This window comes from Janibacter sp. GXQ6167 (assembly GCF_041365945.1).
Taxonomy (GTDB): domain Bacteria; phylum Actinomycetota; class Actinomycetes; order Actinomycetales; family Dermatophilaceae; genus JBGFSK01.
The window spans coordinates 1-15,480 of the sequence record NZ_JBGFSK010000008.1 but is presented as its reverse complement, the minus strand read 5'-3'; the positions used below and the strand labels follow the sequence as shown (position 1 = coordinate 15,480).

Here is a 15,480-nt window from a genome sequence, read left to right as displayed (position 1 = left end):
ATGTCTCCAGCATGGCAGGCGCGGGCTGACTAGGCTCTCGCGAGGAAACGATGACCTCGCGTGACACGCGGTGATGAAGGGGGTGCGCGGTGAGTTTCATCGAGATCGTGGCCCGAGCTGCCCTGGCTCTCATCGCGTTGCTCGTCCTGCCCCTGATCGCTGGCCAGACCGAGCACAAGGTGATGGCGCACATGCAGGGGCGCCTCGGGCCGATGTACGCCGGCGGCTATCACGGGTGGGCCCAGCTCATCGCCGACGGCGTGAAGTTCGTCCAGAAGGAAGACGTCACCCCCGCGGCGGCCGACCGGACCGTCTACCGGATTGCCCCCTTCGTCGCCCTGATCCCGTATTTCCTGGCCGTCGCTGCCCTGCCATTCGGGCCGGGTGGGGCGCTCGCCGAACTCCCGGCTTCGGTCGTCTTTGTCGTCGCCGCCACGAGCATCGGGATCCTCGGGATGCTCATGGCAGGGTGGGCGAGCGCCAACAAGTACTCGCTCGTCGGCGGGATGCGTTCGGCCGCGCAACTGATGGCCTACGAGCTCCCGCTCGTGCTTGCGATCGCGAGCGTCGCCATGGCCGCGGGGACCTTGTCCCTTACCGCGATCGTGGAGGCGTGGAGCCCGTGGTGGCTCCTCTGGCAGATCCCCGGCGCATTCGTCTTCCTCGTCGCGGCGGTCGCCGAGTTGCAGCGGCCCCCCTTCGACGCCCCGATCGCCGACTCCGAACTCGTGATGGGTCCGTGGACGGAGTACGGCGGCCTACGCTTCGCCTTCTTCATGCTCGCCGAGTACGCCGGCATGGTGGTGCTCGGCGTCCTTTTCGCCGTGCTCTATCTCGGCGGCTGGCGCGGTCCCGGCGTCGACGCCCTGCCGTGGCTTGGACCGGTCTACACCCTCGCGAAGGCGGGGCTGATCATCTTCTTGTTCATCTGGGTGCGGGTCTCGTGGCCGCGCCTGCGCGAGGACCAACTCCAGCGCCTCGCCTGGGTGGGCCTGGTCCCGATCGCGTTGTTCCAACTGGCGATGACGGCCGCGGTGGTGGTGGCTCAATGAGCTCGAAGGGAGTTGTGCCGGGCCTCGTCCAGGGGATGGTGACGACCGCCAAGCAGATGATGCGACCGGTCCGCACCCAGGAGTACCCGGACGTCGCGCCGACGCTGCCGGCCCGCTCGCGGGGCGTCATCGCCCTGCTCGAAGCCAACTGCACCTCGTGCATGCTCTGCGCCCGAGAGTGCCCCGACTGGTGCATCATCATCGACTCGCACAAAGAAGAACTGCCGCCGACGACCGAAGGGGGCCGGGCGCGACAGCACAACGTTCTCGACCGCTTCGACATCGACTTTTCACTGTGCATGTACTGCGGGATCTGCATCGAGGTCTGCCCCTTCGACGCGCTCTTTTGGAGTCCCCAGTTCGAGTACGCCGAGGCCGACATCCGCGACCTGCTGCATGACAAGGACCGGCTCGGCACCTGGATGCGGACCGTGCCCGCCCCCGCGGCGTTCGATGAACGGGCCGCCCCCGCCGCCGAGGTCACCGCCGTCAACAAGCCCGCCCGCCCGGCTCGGACGGCCCGCGGCGCAGACTCCGGCGCCGCCGCGCCTCGCACCGCTCGGCGTGCCCGCCGAGAGCCCCGCGAGCCGCGCCCTCCCCGTGATCCGCAGGGGGACTCGTGACCGGGCTGGACGTGGCCTTCGCCGCCGTCGGCGGTCTCACCCTCGCCGCGGCAGCGCTCGCGGTGACGAGCCGCCAGGTCATCCACGCCGCGCTCTGGCTCGTCGTGAGCCTTGGCGCCCTCGCCGGGTGCTATCTCGTGCTCGGCGCCGAGCTGGTCGCGCTGGTCCAGATCCTCGTTTACGTCGGGGCGATCGTCGTGCTCGTCCTCTTCGCCCTGATGCTCACCCGGGCACCCATCGGGAGACGAACCGATCTGTCGACCTCACGCACGCATCGCGTGCTCGCCGCGGTCGCTGGCTCCGCCACCACCGCACTGCTTCTCGCGGTCCTGCTCCCGCTCGCTTCCGCGCCGGTGGCCCGACGCGAAACCTCGACCGAGGGGATCGCCCAGCAACTCTTCGGCACCTGGGTCTGGCCCTTTGAGTTGCTCTCGGTCCTGCTGCTTGTCGCGCTCGTCGCGGGTCTCGCGATCGCTCGGGTCGGAGGCGAGCGCCGATGATGCACGCCGCTGGCCCCTATGTCCTCGCGAGTGCCCTCATCGGACTCGGAATCTACGGGGTGCTCGCGCGCCGCAATGCCGTGCTCTTGCTGATCGGTGTCGAACTCGTGATCGCTGGCGCCGGCCTGCTCCTCGTCACAGCCGGTGCGCTCGGGCTCGATCACGCCGCCGAGGGCAACGTCCTCACCCTCTTCGTCATCACGATCGCCGCCGCCGAGGTCGTCGTGGCACTCGCGGTGATCATCGCCGCCTTCCGCTCGGTCGGGCATATCGACGTGACGGCCGATGCCGAGGCGCCTGCCGAGATCGAAGGGGGTGAGCGGTGAGCCTCGCTCCCTTCGTCGTCGCGCTACCCGTCCTTGCCAGCGCGGTCGGGCTCGCGCTCTCGCAGCGGCACCAGATCGCGGGGTATCTCGCGTCCGGCAGCGCGGTCGTCACCGCCCTCCTTGCGGTCGTCCTCGTCCTTGCTGGGGGCGACGACACCGCGAGCACGCTCGTGCGGACCTCCTTCGGCGAGCAGAGCCTGGATCTGGTCCTCGCTCCCGGCCTGACGGCATGCTGGATCGCGATGGTCGTCGCCGCGGTGACCGCCGCCGTCCAGGTGTACGCACAGTGGTACCTCGCGGGCGATGACCGGCGAGGTTCCTTCCACGCGACGGTCTCCCTCTTCGGGGCGGCGATGCTGCTCCTCGTCCTCTCCGGCGATCTGATCACCGCGCTCATTGGGTGGGAGGTCATGGGCTGGTGCTCCTACCTCTTGATCGGCCACTGGAGCCGCCGCGAGGCGCCGCGCCGCGCCGCGACCAAGGCTTTCCTCGTCACCCGCGTCGCCGATATCGGCCTGGTGCTGGGCTTCGCGACGCTCATCGCCGGAGCGGGGACGAGCGAGCGCTCTGCGGTCATCAACCACTGGACCGAGGCGGGCGCTTCGGCGGGCCTCACGACCGCGATGGTCCTGATCGTGATCGGGGTGCTCGGTAAGTCCGCGCAGGTGCCCTTCCAGGACTGGCTTCCCGATGCGATGGAGGGGCCGACTCCCGCCTCCGCGCTGATCCACGCAGCGACGATGGTCGCGGCGGGGACCGTCCTGCTCGTCGGCCTGCTGCCGCTGCTGCAGGCGGCGCCGGCTGCCCAGATGGTCCTCGGTGTCAGCGTCGCGATCACGATGGTGCTGGCCGCCCTGCTCGCGGCGGCCCAACGCGATGTCAAGCGGCTGCTCGCGTGGTCCACGGTCAGCCAGGTGGCGATCATGCTCGCCCCCTTAGCCGTCGTCGGCGGCAACTCGGCGGGCCCGACCGCGCTCCTCCATCTCTACGCGCACGCGGTCTTTAAGGCGCTGCTCTTCCTCGTCCTTGGCTGGCTGGCTCTTGCCGCGGGAGGCACCAGCGCGCTGATCCTGCGCGGATCTGGTCGACTCGATCGGATCGCCCTCGGCGGGTGGGTCCTTGGCCTCGCCAGCCTCGCAGGCGTCCCGCTCCTCGTGGGCGGGATTTCCAAGGAGCATGTCATCGCGGCCGTGATGCACGAGCCCTCCACCGGCCTGGCCGTGACGCTTCAGGCGGCGCTGGTCGTCACGGTGATCCTCACGGCCGTCTACGCGACGCGTGCCCTCATCATTGTCGCGGGACCGAAGGGGGCCGACCCGCGCCCGACGGAGGAGGTGCCGACGGGGGAGCAGCCGGTGGTCATCCCCGTGACCGTTGGGGTGCGAGCCGTCGTGGTGGTGCTCGCCCTCGCGAGCGTCGTCGGTGGCCTGGTCCTCCTTGGGGACGGCTTCGCCGGGATCGGGGAGGCGAGCCTCGGCACGGTTCTCATGGTCGCCGGACTCGTCCTGATCGGTGTGCTCGTTGGAGGCATCCTCGGACGGTCCGGAGACCCGGTCGCGGCCTGGCCGAGTCGACTCGTGGAGGCTGCCGGTGAGGGGCTTGGCCTTGGGCGGGTCTACTCCGTCGCGGTCGTCACTCCGGTTCGGGGGCTCGCCCGGATGATGGCGCTGCTCGATGACGCGGTGATTGGCACCTACAACGACGCCATGGGGTGGGGAGTCGGTGGTGCGGGCGCCCTCGGGGAGCGGGCGCACCGGCGCGAGCGCGCGTCGACCGGTCTGCTCTGGGTCGTCCTTGGCGCCGTGATCGCGCTCGTCATCGCGATCGCGTGGTGGCCCCGATGATCCTTGCCCTCGCCATCGCGCTCCCCATGGTCGTTGCCGGGTTCTTGATCAGCCCCGCCGCCCGAGGGGCCGATCACCGGCGGACCGCCGCGCTCACGATCGCGATTTCGGTGGGCTCGCTGTTGCTCTCCGTGTTGGCCTTCCGGGAGTCGAGCACGCTGGACCTCCCGTGGATCCCCGCGCTCGGAATCCGACTGCACCTCGGCATCGACGGCATCAGCCTGCCCCTGATGGTCTTGACGTCGGCCGTGACCGCGCTCGCGGCGACGACCGCCTTACGCCGAGACCCCACCGGTCCCGATGGCGCCGGAGCGCCCACCTTCCAGGCGTGCCTGCTCCTCACCCAGGCTGGGGCGCTCGCGACCTTCACCGCCCGGGATGCGGTGCTGTTCTTCCTCGCCTTCGAGATCGTCCTCATCCCGATGTGGGTCCTGATCAACCGGTTCGGCGGAGCCGAGCGACAGATCGCCGGGACGCGTTTCGTCCTCTACACCGCCTTCGGGTCGACCCTGATGCTCGCGGGGATCCTGGTGCTCGTCACTGCCTCTGGGACCGGTGACCTCACCCGGCTTGCCGCCTCGGGAGGCGCCGGGCTCGCCACCTCGACCCAGGTCGTGATCGCCGCGCTGCTCACCATCGGCCTCGCCGTCAAGGTCCCGCTCTGGCCCCTGCACTCGTGGCTCCCGCTCGCGCACACAGCGGCGCCGACCGCTGGGTCGATGCTCCTCGCCGCGGTGCTGCTGAAGATGGGGACCTATGGCCTGATTCGGTTGCCCCTCGCGACGGTGCCGGACGGGTTCGCGGTCATTGCGCCCGTCCTCGCCGTCGCCGGGGTCACGGGGATCATCTGGGCGGGTCTGATCTGCCTGATCGAACGCGACCTCAAGCGCCTCATCGCGTGGTCATCGGTGGCCCATATGGGGGTCGTCGCGCTCGCGCTCGCGACCGGGACGGCGACGGGTTTGCAGGCGGCGATCTACGCCAACCTCGCCCACGGCGCGATCAGCGCGCTGCTCTTCTTCGTGGTCGGGGCGGTCAAGGAGCGGGTGCCCGATCTCGATCTCGCGACCAGCCGTCCGGCGCTGCGCGAGCACGCGCCTACCCTCGGCTGGATGCTCGTCTTCGGGCTGGCGGCCGGGCTCGGACTGCCCGGCCTGGCGGCCTTCTGGGGGGAGTTCTACGGAATCGTCGCGGCCTTGAGCCCTGCAGCGGATCGACCAGAGGGGCTCTTCGCCGTCTGCGCGGTGATCGCGGCCATCGGTGCCGCGATCGCTGGGGCGTACTCGATCCGGGTCGTCCGCTTGGTCTGGATGGGTGACAGGGGCGAAGCGCCGCTACCGGATGCCGACAACATCGAGCGGGTGACCGGCGGGGTCCTCGTCGCCGCGATCATCCTGCTCGGCGTTGCTCCTTCCCTCATCGCGTGGATCACCGCGCTACCGGGGGTGGCCCGATGAGTGGACTCCATCTCGAGATCCAATGGCTCGTCCTTGCCCCAGCAGCCGTCCCGGCCCTCGCCGCCGCTGCGGTCCTACTGCTCGATGCGGCCCTGCCTCGCCGTGAGCGCCCGGTGTTGGCCGCCGGAATGCTTGGCCTTGGCATCGCCCTCTCGGTGGCCGCTTGGCAGGCCTGGCAGGCGCGCCATGGCTATCCGACGGTCAGCCTCTGCCCTCCGCTGGAGTCCACGACCGAGCTCGTCTCTGGCGGAGGCGGCGTCGCCCCGTCGTGCCTCGTCCAGGTGAGCGCCGGCGGGTCATTACTCCAGGTCACTGCCGCGCTCGGAGGACTGGGCGCGCTGGCGCTACTCGCGCGCAGTGCCCGAGCGAAGGGGGATTCGCCGGATCTGGCGATCCCGATCGTCCTCGTCCTCGCGACGGTCTGCGGCGCGGCCGTCGTGGCCGGAGCCCGCGACCTCGGATCCTGGCTGATCGGACTCGAACTCGCGACGGTCCCGGTCGTCGCCTTCATCGCGTTACGCGCCCGACGCAGCGGCGCCGACGCGATGCCGCTGCTCACGACGGCGGTCCTGTCCTTCGCACTCGCCGCAGTGGGTGCGGCCCTCTGGGTGACCGGTACCGGCACAATCCGCCTAAGTCCCGCCGTTGCCTGGATGAGTGGGCTACCGGGCGAAGAGACGGTCGGGATCTCAACGACGCCGCCGTCAGCGACAAGCGCTGTGGTGGCTCTCGCGCTCGTGCTGCTGATCGCGTCGGTGGCCTTCAAGCTCGCCCTCGCCCCCTTCCACCTGTGGGCGCCGCCGACCTACGCGAGGGCGACCCCGGCCGGGACCGTCCTGCTCGTCGGCGTCTCCAGCGTGGCGGCCCTCGGCGCGCTGCTCGTCCTGATCAGCGCCGCGTCCGCTGCTCCCACCCGCCCATCGACCGGTCTCGTCCTCGGGCTGCTCGCTGCGGTGAGCATGATCGGCGGCGCGATCATGGCGCTGCGCCAAGACGACCCGGTCCGGCTCCTCGCCTGGTCCGGCGTGACCCAATCCGGGTGGGTCGTCGCACCGCTCGTGAGCGGTCGGGCCGACGGTGCCTCCGCGGCGGCCGGGTACCTCGTGATCTACGTCAGCGCGGCGACTCTTGCTTTCGTGGTGAGCGCCGTCGTGGGGCGGCGCCTCGGTGACCACGCGGGGCTGCTGCGCCGGTCCCCCCTTCTCGGGGCCGGTCTAGCACTGGCCTTGTTGACCCTCGCCGGCTTGCCCCCGGCGATCGGTGGGCTCGTCGCGAAGGTCGCCGTTTTGCGGGCGCTTGCTGCCGACGGCCAGTGGGCCCTGATCGCGGTCGCCGTGGTCGCCGCCGTCATCGCGATCGCCGCCTACCTGCGCTGGCTCGCCGTCCTCGTGGGACCGCCGAAGGGGCCCTCCGAGACGCCGGGACGCGCTACCACCATCGTGGTGATGATCGCCCTCGCCGTCGTGGTCCTGCTGGCGCTCGCTCCCGCCCTTGTGCTCGGTCTGCCAACCTAGGGCGGAACGAAAAACGGTCCTCCTGACGTTGGGATTGACATGCGGAATCACTACAACGGCCTGAAGACGGCCGCCCTCTTCGGTCTGATCTGGGCGTTGCTGCTCGGGATGGGTGCCCTGATCGGAGGCGGCCGGTACATCTGGCTCTTCGCCCTCTTCGGCGTCGGCATGACCGCGTACTCGTATTGGAACTCCGACAAGCTCGCGATCAAGGCGATGAAGGCCTACCCGGTCACCGAGCAGGAGCAGCCCGCGATGTACCGCATCGTGCGGGACCTCTCGGCGCAGGCGAACCAGCCCATGCCGCGCCTCTACGTCTCGCCGACCGAGGCTCCGAACGCCTTCGCGACCGGGCGCAACCCGAAGAACGCTGCGGTCTGCTGCACCGAGGGCATCTTGCGTCTGCTCGACGAGCGCGAGTTGCGAGGCGTGCTCGGGCATGAGCTCATGCACGTCTACAACCGCGACATTCTGACCGGCTCGATCGCCGCAGCGATGGCCGGTGTCATCTCCTCGGTCGCCTCGATGGCCTTCTGGTTCGGCGGGGACCGCGAGCGGGGCGGCAACCCGATCGCGATGCTGCTGATGGCGCTGCTCGCCCCCTTCGCCGCCATGATCATCCAGATGGCGATCAGCCGCACCCGTGAGTACGACGCCGACGAGGACGGTGCGAAGCTCACCGGTGACCCGCTGGCGCTCGCCTCGGCCCTGCGCAAGCTGGAGCTCGGCACGCAGCAGGCCCCGCTCGCGCCCTCACCTCAGCTGCAAAATGCCTCGCACATGATGATCGCGAATCCCTTCCGGGCGCAGGACATCTCCCGGATGATGTCGACCCACCCGCCGATGGCCGAGCGGATCGCGCGCCTGGAGCAGATGGCCTACGGCCACGACATCCGCTAAAGGGCGGGGCGCCGCCTAGCCGATGACGCCGAACTGGTTGAGCAGGAAGAGGATTGTGAAGCCGCCGAGGAAGACGAGCCCGGCGTAGGACAGCACCCGCAGGACCGGTGAGAGGCCCTTCTCGCCGCGGACCAGGGAGAAGTTCAGCCAGGCGAAGACCGGCGCGGTGACGAACGCCGAGATCATCGCGTAGCGCAGCATGTCCGCGAGCTCGGAGCCCATCCAGGTGATGATCGCGAGGGCAACGATGCTGATGCCGGTGATCCAGGCGACCTTGGCGCGACGGGTGAGTTCGGGCTGACCACGCAGCAGGCGCAGGGCCTCACCGCTCGCGCGGCCGTAGCCGTCGACGACGGTGATCACCGTGCCGAACATCGCCGCGAAGGCGATGAGGGCGACCAGCGGCTTGGCCCAGGTGCCGATCGCCGAGGCGTACATGTCCATCAGCTGCGGGATGTAGGCGCCGCCAGCGATCTGCAACTCGGTGCCGCTGCCGTACTGGACGAGCACGCCGAGGGTGAGGAAGACCAGGGCCAAGATGGTCGAGACGATGTAGCCGAGGTTGAAGTCGAAGAGGACGGCGCGCTTGTCGAGCTGGCGGTCCTCGCCCTTCGCCTTGACCCACATCGAGTTGAGCGCGCTGATCTCGATCGGGGCGGGCATCCACCCGAGGAGCGCGATGATGAAGGCGAGGCTCGCGAAGGTCCAGGGCGACGGACCCTCAAAGCCCGGCTGGGCGACCGGCCCACGGATCGCAGCCACGATCACGGCGAGGACGGTCGAGAGCGACAAGACGACCAGGATCAGCTTGGTGATGCCGTCGAGCGCCTTGTAGTGACCGCCGATCAGGATCACCCAGATCACGCCGAGCAGGATGGCCGCGAGGACCGGGACGCTCAGCCCCCAGGACGCCGGGAGCAGATAGGCGAGGATCACCGTGCAGAGCATCGCGACCCCGGCGGTCGAGACGACCGCGGCATAGGCGCAGAGGACGAAGAAGAGGAGCAAGTACACCTTGCCCTTGCGGGCGTAACCCTCGACGAGGGAGACCCCGGACTCGACGGTGTACTGCGGGCCGAACCGGAAGAAGGGGTACTTCAACAGGTTCGCCACCAGGATCAGACCGAAGAGCTGCCATCCGAAGAGAGCCCCGGCTTGGGTGGACGCCACGAGGTGCGAGGCCCCGATCGCGGCGGAGGCCATGAGCAATCCGGGGCCGAGGGCACTAAGGCGCGAGGCCAGGGTGGACGGAGCAACATTGGTCGTCATGGGCGCCGACGCTATCGACCAAGAGCGCTCCGCGACACTTTGGCCCGAGCTGGCTCGGTAGATGGCCACGGTTTTTGGCTCCCCGGATGGCCTCCTCGCCTCGGCGCCGGTGCGGTGCGAGGATGATCGACGGTGCCCTCCTTGACCCGCGCCGAAGCCGCCCACCGTGCCGAGTTCCTTACCGTCACCGCCATGCAGGTCGACCTCGATCTGGACACCGGAGAGCGCGAGTTCGGCTCTCGGACCCGGATCACCGTCGAGGCCGCCGCGGACGGCGAGACCTTTGTCGATCTCGATCCGCACACGCTGCACGCGATCCGTCTCGATGGGGTCGAGCTCGATGCCGGGCTCCTCGCGGATCGGCGATACCCCCTTCGCCTCTCGGCAGGTTCGCACCTCATCGAGGTCGAGGCGACGATGGGCTACCGCCATGACGGCAACGGCCTGCACCGAGCGAGCGACCCCGCCGATGGCAACGACTACATCTACGGGCACCTCTTCCTCGACGCCGCACCGAGCGTCTTCGCCTGCTTCGACCAACCCGACCTGAAGGCGCCGTGGACCTTCACCGTGCGGGTCCCCTCGGACTGGGTGGTGATCGGCAACGGTCGGGCCACCCGCGACGAAGGGGGCGTGTGGCACCTCCGCGAAACCAAGCCGCTCGCGACCTACTTCGTCACGATCTGCGCCGGCCCCTATGTCGAGGTGCGCGAGGAGCACGACGGGATCTCGCTCGGGCTCTACGCTCGGGCCTCGCTGGGGACGGAGCTCAAGCGGCACGCCCCGGAGATGCTCGAGGTGACGCGTCGCTCCTTCGACTACTTCCACTCGATCTTTTCGATCCGATACCCCTTCGATGATTACGACCAGGTCTTCGCCCCGGAGTTCAATGCCGGAGCGATGGAGAACCCGGGCTGCGTCGTGATCCGCGATCAGTACCTCTATCGGGGTGCCACGAGTCGGGACGAGATCTTGATGAGGGCAAACACGATCAGCCACGAGATGGCGCACATGTGGTTCGGCGACCTCGTCACGATGCGCTGGTGGGACGACCTGTGGCTCAACGAGTCCTTCGCCGAGTACATGGCGCACCGCTGCCTCGTGGCCGCGACGGACTACACCGAGGCCTGGGTGGATTCGACGATGGCCCGCAAGTCCTGGGGGTATGCGGCCGAGCGGGCACCCTCGACCCACCCTGTCGCGGGTTCGCCCGCGCCGGATGCGAAGTCGGCGCTCGCGAACTTCGATGGCATCTCCTATGCCAAGGGCGCAGCCGTCATCCGCCAACTCATCGAGTACATCGGGGACGAAGCCTTCCTCGCGGGCATCGTTGATTACCTCAGCGCGCACGCATACGGCAACGGCGAGCTCGCCGATTTCCTCGTGGCGATGGAGCGCGCGAGTGGCCGCTCGCTGGCTGACTGGTCGGCCGCCTGGCTGGAGACCGCTGGGGTCGATGCGCTTGCTGTCGATCGGGCGACCGCCACCGTGGAGCGCCTCACCCCGAGCGAGCACCCGGCGGACCGGCCGCACGCCCTCGATGTCGCCACCTACTCCGGTGGGGAGGAGACCTCACGCGTCTCGCTCACCGCGGGCGCTGCGACAGCGATCGCGGGCTTGGACGTCACGGCACCGCTGATCCTGCCGAATGCCGGCGATCTCACCTGGGCCACCCCGCGACTGGACGAGCGCAGCCTCGCCGCCCTGGCCGCGGAGGTACCGGCCATGGCCGATCCTCAGGCACGGGCGGTGATCTGGGTCGGGTTGGCCGACCAGCTGGCGCACACTCTCGTCGACCCCAGGCTGCTCGTCGACCTCGCCGAGGTGGCGCTGCCGCACGAGCGCAATGACTCGATCTTTTCCCGGGCTGGCCTCCACCTCACCTGGGTCGTGATTCGCGCTTACCTGCCCGAGAGCGAGCAGGCCGAGGCCCGCGCCCGAATGGCGGCGGTCGGTGAGCGGGTCCTCGCCGAGGCCGAAGGGGGGAGCAGCCGGGCGCTCCATGCGGCTCGGCTGATCGCCCGAACCACCGATGATGTGGAGGGCCGTCTGCGGCCATGGGCCGACGGGATTGACCTTCCGGAGGGGCTCGCCGGGGACGCCGATTTCCGGTGGATCGTCCTCGGGCAACTCGCCCGCCGCGGCGTCATCGAGCGCGCCGACATCGAGCGGGCGCGAGCGGCCGATCAGACGATGACCGGCAACCTTGGGGCGCTGACGGCGACCGCGGCCCTGCCATCGGCGGAGGACAAGGCCGCTGCCTGGACCGATCTCACCACCAATTCGGCGCGCAGCAACTACGAACTCGTCGCGATCGCCTCGGGCTTTTGGGGGCCGGAGGACCGTTCGCTCGTCAAGCCGTATATCGAGCGGTACTTCACCGATGTCCCAGCCATGGCGTCCTGGCTCGGAGAAGACGCCCTCTCCCGGGTGGCGAGCGTCGCGTACCCCTCGAGGTTTGCGACCGAGGACACTCTGGCCCTCAGCGAAGCGTGCCTCGCCGGTGACCTCGATCACGGGGTGCGTCGAGCGATCGTCGATGCCCAGTCCGCGCTCACCGAGGCGTTGCGCTCTCGGCAGCGGTATTCCGGGGGAGAGTAGACCCCCTTCGCCTCCGCCCGACGTCGCGTCGGCGCTTCGGCCGACCAGGGGTCGAGGACCGCCTCGGGATAGGTTTGGGCCCGTGGCTGAGTGCATCTACCTGGCTGCCACTGAGGCGGCCTCCGGGAAGTCCGCAGTGGCATTGGCCCTGCTCGAACACCTCGGCAGGGGCGGCGCGCGAGTGCTCCCCTTCCGCCCCCTCGTCCCGGCCGTCGGGGAGGACGAGTTGCTCGAGGTGCTGATCCCGCAGCTCGGCCCGGGGGCGCCCGATTTGGCGGACCTCTGCGGCGTGGCCTACGAGGACCTGCACGAGGATCCCGATCACTCCATGGAGGTGATCGTCGACCGGTATCACCGCGTCGCCGACCACTGCGATGTCGTGCTCGTGATCGGCTCTGACTTCAGCGGGATCGTGACGCCGACCGAGTTTGGCGTCAACGCCTCGATCGCGGCGAACCTCGCCGGGCGCATGGTGCTCGTCTTCCCGGTCGCCGAACGCACCCCGAACGAGGTCGCCGCGACGATCCGGGTGGCACTCCAGGCCGCGGCCGAGCGGCACGCGACCGTCGCCGGTGTCATCGTCAACCAGGTCGAGCCCGATGCCCTCGATCGCTTCACCGCGGCCTTCACCGAGCGGGTGCCCACGGTGCCGGTGGTCGCCCTTCCCAACGTGCCGCTCCTCCGCGCCCCAACGATGCTTGCGGTCGCCGAGGCGTGCGACGGGCAGATGACGCACGGCAATCCCGATCTGCTCGATCGAGAGTGCATGGGGATCGTGGTCGCCGCGATGACCTTGCCACACGTCCTCGACCGGATGAAGGAGGACCACGTCCTCATCATCCCCGCTGATCGCGAAGAGGTATTGCTCGGAGCGCTCCTCGCGCACCGCTCGCTCACCTTCCCCACCCTGACCGGGATCATCTTGAACGGTGGTTTCCCGCTCTCACCGCAGATCGACCGGCTGATCGCCGGCCTGGACGTGGACCTGCCGATCGTCGCCTGCCCGACCGGGACCATGCAGACCGCCCGGATGGTCGAGCGGGCCAAGGGGCGGATCACGACCGAGACGCCGCGCAAGATCGAGGCGGCCATCCAGGTCCTCGGTGACCGGCTCGCCGGCTCGGACCTCCTCGCCGCCCTCGACCTTCCGACGCGTCCTGGGGTGGTGACCCCCCTGATGTTTGAGCACCAGGTCGTCGAAGACGCGCGTCGGTCCGATGCCTTGATCGTGCTGCCCGAAGGGGCGGAGCCGCGAATCCTGGAAGCCGCGCGTCAGGTGCGCGAGCGCCAGATCGCCCGGCTGACCCTGCTCGGCGACCGCGACGCGATCGAGCACGCCAACCAGCGGGTGGGGCTCGACCTCGACGACGTGACGATCATCGACCCCTTCGATGAGGCCTATCGCCAGCGCTTCGCCGAGGAGTACGCGCAGATTCGCTCGCACAAGGGCGTGACCGTCGAACAGGCCCGCGACATCGTGACCGACCCCTCCTACTTCGGCACCTTGCTCGTCCATGACGGGTTGGTCGACGGCATGGTCTCCGGGTCGATCACCACGACGGCGGCGACTGTGCGTCCGGCGCTCGAGATCGTCAAGACCGCACCGGGGGTGTCGGTGGTCTCGAGCGTTTTTTTGATGGCGCTCGCCGATCAGGTCCTGGTCTACGGCGATTGCGCGATCAATCCCGACCCGAACGCCGATCAACTGGCCGATATCGCGATCTCGTCGGCGCAGACCGCGCGGCAGTTCGGGATCGACCCGAGGGTGGCGATGCTCTCGTACTCGACGGGTGGGTCAGGGACCGGTGCTGATGTGGAGAAGGTCCGGGCGGCGACCGAACTGGTGCGCGAACGCGCACCGGAACTGCTGATCGAAGGGCCCATCCAGTACGACGCGGCCGTGGACCCCAAGGTGGCGGCGACCAAATTGAAGGGCAGCCCCGTGGCCGGCCAGGCCACGGTGTTGATCTTCCCCGACCTCAACACCGGCAACAACACCTACAAGGCGGTCCAACGCAGCGCCGGTGCGATCGCGATCGGTCCGGTCCTGCAGGGCCTCGGTAAACCGGTCAACGACCTTTCTCGCGGTGCTCTCGTCCGGGACATCGTCAACACGATCGCCATCACGGCAGTTCAGGCAGCGAACCGATGAGCACCACCTCCCCCCTCGTCCTCGTGATCAATGCCGGGTCCTCGTCGGTCAAGTACCAGTTGATCGACGTCGCCAAGGGGGAGACGCTTTCCAAGGGCCTGATCGAGCGGGTCACGGATCACGGCGCTGCCCTCGACGAGGCCATCGCTCGGATTCGGGCTGAGGGATACGACCTGCATGATCTGCTCGCGGTCGGGCACCGCGTGGTCCACGGCGGAGCGCGCTTTAGCGACCCCACCCTGATCACCCCGGCGGTGCGGGCCGATATCGAAGACCTTGCGCCGCTCGCCCCCTTACATAACCCGCCCGCGCTTCTCGGGATCGATGCGGCGATGGAGGCCGTCCCGGGCGTTCCGCAGGTCGCGGTCTGCGACACCGCCTTCCACCAGAGCATCCCGGCGGCCGCGCACACCTACGCGGTCCCCGAGGACTGGCGCACGCGGCTGCGGGTGCGCCGGTACGGCTTCCATGGGACGTCGGTGTCGTCCGCGAGTCGGCGGGCCGCCGAGCTGCTCGGGCTCGCGTACGAGCAGAGCGATCTCGTGGTCCTCCATCTCGGCAATGGGGCGAGTGCCACCGCGGTCCACGGCGGCCAGTCCGTCGACACCTCGATGGGTCTGACGCCGCTCGAGGGCCTCGTCATGGGCACCCGGAGTGGAGATGTCGACCCGGCCCTGCACACCTACCTCGGACGCGTGGCGGGGCTCGACCAGGATGCCGTCGATAGGGCGCTCAATCGCGAAAGTGGCCTGCTCGGGCTCGCCGGGGTGTCCGATTTCCGCGAGGTGCTGGAGCGGCGGGAGGCCGGCGATGAGGCGGCGGCCCTCACCTTCGACGTGGTCGTGCACCGGCTGGTGAAGTATGTCGGTGCCTATGCCGCCGAGCTCGGACGCCTGGATGCGATCGTCTTCACCGGCGGCATCGGAGAGCACGCGGCTCCGTTGCGGGCGGCCGTCATCGAGCGGCTAGGTCTGCTCGGGATGATCCTTGATGCCAGCCGCAATGACGGCGTCGCCGGAGACAGCATCATCACGGCCGACGACAGCCCGGTCGCTGGAGTCGTGATCGCCGCCAACGAGGAGTTGGAGATCGCCCGTCAGGCCTACGACTTGGTTGCCGGGGCGTAGGGGCTAGATGTACCCGGCCACCACGTTGGTTACAGGCGGCTGATGGGTGGATGGCCTGCGAGTGAGCTGTGGCGTCGTTCAGTGTTGTAGTGCTCGAGCCATGGCGCAAGGGCAG

Annotated in this window: 13 protein-coding genes; 11 read left to right on the top strand and 2 right to left on the bottom strand. The window is 69.2% G+C overall.

Annotated features, from left to right (window positions below):
* Positions 1-89 precede the first annotated feature (89 nt).
* Genes AB8K43_RS12155 through htpX form a run of 8 tightly spaced genes read left to right on the top strand, consistent with a single transcriptional unit; the run spans position 90 to position 8,216 of the window.
* A complete protein-coding gene (locus tag AB8K43_RS12155) occupies positions 90-1,052 on the top strand; it encodes an NADH-quinone oxidoreductase subunit H (protein ID WP_370894474.1) in 963 nt (320 codons plus the stop codon).
* Positions 1,049-1,675: a 4Fe-4S binding protein gene (locus AB8K43_RS12150; protein WP_370894473.1), complete on the top strand. Its 627-nt coding sequence runs from the start codon at positions 1,049-1,051 to the stop codon at positions 1,673-1,675. The genes AB8K43_RS12155 and AB8K43_RS12150 overlap by 4 nt, the downstream gene beginning before the upstream one ends.
* Positions 1,672-2,175, top strand: a complete 504-nt coding sequence (locus tag AB8K43_RS12145; RefSeq protein ID WP_370894472.1) for an NADH-quinone oxidoreductase subunit J — start codon at positions 1,672-1,674, stop codon at positions 2,173-2,175. The genes AB8K43_RS12150 and AB8K43_RS12145 overlap by 4 nt, the downstream gene beginning before the upstream one ends.
* A complete protein-coding gene (gene nuoK, locus AB8K43_RS12140; RefSeq protein ID WP_370894471.1) occupies positions 2,172-2,501 on the top strand; it encodes an NADH-quinone oxidoreductase subunit NuoK in 330 nt (109 codons plus the stop codon). The genes AB8K43_RS12145 and nuoK overlap by 4 nt, the downstream gene beginning before the upstream one ends.
* Positions 2,498-4,345, top strand: coding sequence for an NADH-quinone oxidoreductase subunit L (locus AB8K43_RS12135; RefSeq protein ID WP_370894470.1), 1,848 nt, complete (start codon positions 2,498-2,500; stop codon positions 4,343-4,345). The genes nuoK and AB8K43_RS12135 overlap by 4 nt, the downstream gene beginning before the upstream one ends.
* On the top strand, positions 4,342-5,802 hold the full coding sequence (locus AB8K43_RS12130) for a NuoM family protein (protein ID WP_370894469.1): 1,461 nt from the start codon (positions 4,342-4,344) through the stop codon (positions 5,800-5,802). Before AB8K43_RS12135 ends, AB8K43_RS12130 begins: the two co-directional genes overlap by 4 nt.
* A complete protein-coding gene (locus tag AB8K43_RS12125; RefSeq protein WP_370894468.1) occupies positions 5,799-7,316 on the top strand; it encodes a proton-conducting transporter membrane subunit in 1,518 nt (505 codons plus the stop codon). The genes AB8K43_RS12130 and AB8K43_RS12125 overlap by 4 nt, the downstream gene beginning before the upstream one ends.
* Positions 7,317-7,355: 39 nt before the next feature.
* On the top strand, positions 7,356-8,216 hold the full coding sequence (gene htpX, locus AB8K43_RS12120) for a zinc metalloprotease HtpX (RefSeq protein ID WP_370894467.1): 861 nt from the start codon (positions 7,356-7,358) through the stop codon (positions 8,214-8,216).
* Between the two features lie 15 nt (positions 8,217-8,231).
* Here htpX and AB8K43_RS12115 read toward each other — a convergent pair whose 3' ends face one another.
* Positions 8,232-9,485, bottom strand: a complete 1,254-nt coding sequence (locus AB8K43_RS12115) for an NRAMP family divalent metal transporter (protein WP_370894466.1) — start codon at positions 9,483-9,485, stop codon at positions 8,232-8,234.
* Between the two features lie 132 nt (positions 9,486-9,617).
* Here AB8K43_RS12115 and pepN point away from each other — a divergent pair, with 132 nt between their 5' ends.
* The 3 genes from pepN to AB8K43_RS12100 all read left to right on the top strand — a co-directional run bounded on the left by pepN (position 9,618) and on the right by AB8K43_RS12100 (position 15,365).
* Complete coding sequence (gene pepN, locus AB8K43_RS12110; protein WP_370894465.1) at positions 9,618-12,086, top strand: aminopeptidase N; 2,469 nt, start codon at positions 9,618-9,620, stop codon at positions 12,084-12,086.
* 82 nt (positions 12,087-12,168) lie between these two features.
* A complete protein-coding gene (gene pta, locus AB8K43_RS12105) occupies positions 12,169-14,238 on the top strand; it encodes a phosphate acetyltransferase (protein ID WP_370894464.1) in 2,070 nt (689 codons plus the stop codon).
* Positions 14,235-15,365 carry an acetate/propionate family kinase gene (locus AB8K43_RS12100; RefSeq protein WP_370894463.1) on the top strand — a complete coding sequence of 377 codons (1,131 nt, stop codon included), beginning with the start codon at positions 14,235-14,237 and terminating at the stop codon, positions 15,363-15,365. The genes pta and AB8K43_RS12100 overlap by 4 nt, the downstream gene beginning before the upstream one ends.
* Positions 15,366-15,394: 29 nt before the next feature.
* Here the strand turns inward: AB8K43_RS12100 and AB8K43_RS12095 are convergent.
* Positions 15,395-15,480 (bottom strand): integrase core domain-containing protein (locus AB8K43_RS12095; RefSeq protein WP_370894593.1); only part of this gene is annotated, 86 nt, incomplete at its 5' end.